Origin of the sequence: Streptomyces sp. WAC06614 (assembly GCF_003949795.1) — a bacterium.
In the GTDB taxonomy this organism is placed as follows: domain Bacteria; phylum Actinomycetota; class Actinomycetes; order Streptomycetales; family Streptomycetaceae; genus Streptomyces.
Genome location: NZ_RPRY01000567.1, coordinates 1 through 2,466 on the forward strand (window position 1 = coordinate 1; position 2,466 = coordinate 2,466).

A 2,466-nucleotide genomic window follows, 5' to 3' on the forward strand; every position below is an offset into this window, starting at 1 on the left:
CGGCGGGCCGGGTTTCATCGGGCGGCCGGGTGGATGGCTCCTGGGGCCGCGGCGGGGCAGGTGGTGCTGTTCGCGCAGTGGCTCGCCTGGGTGTTCCACGTGGACGACCAGTGGGACGAGGCCGGGGACACCGACGGCGGGGCGGCGGTGCGGGCGGCGCACGAGCGGTTCCTCGGCATCGTCCGCGGGACCGTGGCGGCGCGGGCGGGTGAGCCGGCCGAGGTGGCGCTCGCCGATCTGTGGGCGCGTACGGCGCCGCGTGCGTCGCGGCACTGGCAGGAGCGGTTCGCCTTTCATCTCGGGCTCCAGCGTGACGCCTTCGCCCGCCAGGCCGAGCTGCGGCGGCGGGGGCTGGTCCCCGGGCCCGGCGAGTACCGGGTGCTGCGGCGCCATGCCAATTGCCCGGCGGCGTTCCACCTGTTGGAGCCGCTGTACCGGGAGGAGATGCCCTTGGGGCTCGTCGCCGACTGGGTCGCTCTGACGGACGCCGTGAACGACGTGACGGCCTGGTGCAACGACCTCGCCTCGGTCGAGCGCGAGGCGGCCTGCGGCGATCCGACCAACTACGTGACCGTGCTGCGCCACCATCTCGGTCTGTCGGCGGACGAGGCCGCGCGGCAGGTCCGCCTCGCCGTCACGCACCGGATGGCTGACATCGCCCGGGGCAGGCGCGCGCTCCTGGACCGCTCCACGAGCCCGTCCGTCGGCCTGCTGGCGGGGCTGCTCGCGGACGTGCCCGGCCGGCACCTGGCCTGGGTGCGGGAGTCCGGGCGGTACCGCGCCGGGGTGGACCGTACGGCCGGGTGAGTGCCGGCCGTACGGTCCGCGGCCGGGTCAGCCGGCCGCCGCGAGCAGGTCCGCGGCCTTCTCTCCGATGACGACGGCGGGGGCGTGGGTGTGGCCGCGGACGGGGGCCGGCATGATCGAGGCGTCCGCGACCCGCAGGCCCCGTACGCCGCGCACGCGCAGCTCGGGGTCCACGACCGAGGCCCCGTCGCGGCCCATGCGGGCCGTGCCCACGGGGTGGTAGACGGTGTGCGCGTGCTCGTCCAGCGCGCGTGCGGCCCGCTGGGCCGGGGGCAGGTGCTCCGCGCCCGGTGGCATCAGGTAGCGGCCGCCGGTCAGGCCGCGGGCGGTGAAGCGTTCGACGATCCGCTCGCAGACGTCGAGCCCGGCCAGCAGGGCGGCCCGGTCGTGGCCGTGCGGGTCGGAGAGGTAGCGCGGGTCGATGACCGGCTTGTCGAACGGATCCGGCGAGGCGAGGGTGACCGCACCGGTGCTCCGCGGGCGCAGCAGGACCGCGCCGACCGTCACCCCGTGCTCGGTCGCCTTGACCAGGCCCTGGCCGAGGAAGGGTACGGGGGCGAAGAGGATCTCCAGGTCGGGGAGTGCGAGGTCGGGCCTGCTGCGGACGAACCCGTACGCCTCGCCGACGTTGGAGGTGAGCATGCCGCGGCGGACGAGGTACTTCAGCAGCTCGCGGGGCCGTTCGGCGGAGAGCAGGGACCCGCCCGGGGTGTCGACGACGAGCCCGCCGATGAGGTGATCGGTCAGGTTGGAACCGACCTCGGGGGCGTCCACGAGGACCTCGATCCCCAGGTCCCGCAGCCGCCCGGCGTCACCGATGCCGGAGAGCATCAGCAGCTGCGGGGTGTTGACCGCCCCGCCGCTGAGGACGACCTCACGCCGCGCGAGCACCCGGCGTACGCCGCGGCCCGTACGGTACTCCACGCCCACGGCCCGGTGTCCCTCGAACAGCACGCGCGTGACCCGGGCGTCGGTGACGACGTGCAGGTTCGGGCGGCGGCGGGCGGGCCTGAGGTAGGCGTCTGCGGCGCTGAAGCGTGCGCCGCGGCGCTGGTTGACCAGGGCTCGGGAAAAGCCCGTGGGTGCGGCCGCGTTGGGCTCCTCCACGGCGTGGCCGAGTTCGCGGACGGCGTCGAGGAAGGCCGTCGTGTGGGGGTGGGGGCTGCGCTGCGGTCCGATGGTCAGGGGGCCGTGCCGGCCGTGGTCCGGGTCGGTGGCCCCCTCGATCCCTTCCGTACGCAGGAAGTAGGGCAGCAGTCCCTTCCAGGACCAGTCGGGGCCGCAGGCCTCGCCCCACGCGTCGTAGTCGGCGGCGAACCCGCGCACCCACATCATGGCGTTCATCGAGGAACAGCCGCCGAGCATCCGGCCGCGCGGCCAGTAGACGCTACGTCCGGCGAGTCCGGGCTGGGGGACCGTCGTGTAGTCCCAGTCGCTGGCGGTCCTGAAGTTCTGCGGGAAGGCGGCGGGGATGCGGACGGCCGGCCCCCTGGCCGGCCCGCCCGCCTCCAGCAGGACGACGGAGGCCGTGGTCGTCCCGGTGAGCCGGCCGGCGAGCGCGGCTCCGGCCGAGCCGGCGCCCACGACGACGTAGTCGGCGCTCTCGGGTGAGGTGGTCATCGGGCGCCTGTGCTTTCCGTCGGATCGGGGGCGGGGGCC

Annotated in this window: 2 protein-coding genes; one reads left to right on the forward strand and one right to left on the reverse strand. The window is 75.3% G+C overall.

The genetic code is table 11. The annotated features are described in order from the left end of the window. Positions 1–807, forward strand: an 807-nt coding sequence (locus EF918_RS34765; protein ID WP_221889791.1) for a terpene synthase family protein, incomplete at its 5' end; no start/stop codon positions are given. 27 nt (positions 808–834) lie between these two features. On the opposite strand, the gene EF918_RS34770 is transcribed toward EF918_RS34765, so the two are convergent. Beyond that, positions 835–2,427, reverse strand: a complete 1,593-nt coding sequence (locus EF918_RS34770) for a GMC family oxidoreductase (protein ID WP_125652850.1) — start codon at positions 2,425–2,427, stop codon at positions 835–837. Positions 2,428–2,466 lie beyond the last annotated feature (39 nt).

What these genes read in the sequence shown, in the direction of transcription:
- EF918_RS34770 (WP_125652850.1), bottom strand. Translation starts at nt 2,427, where the DNA reads ATGACCACCTCACCCGAGAGCGCCGACTACGTCGTCGTGGGCGCCGGC.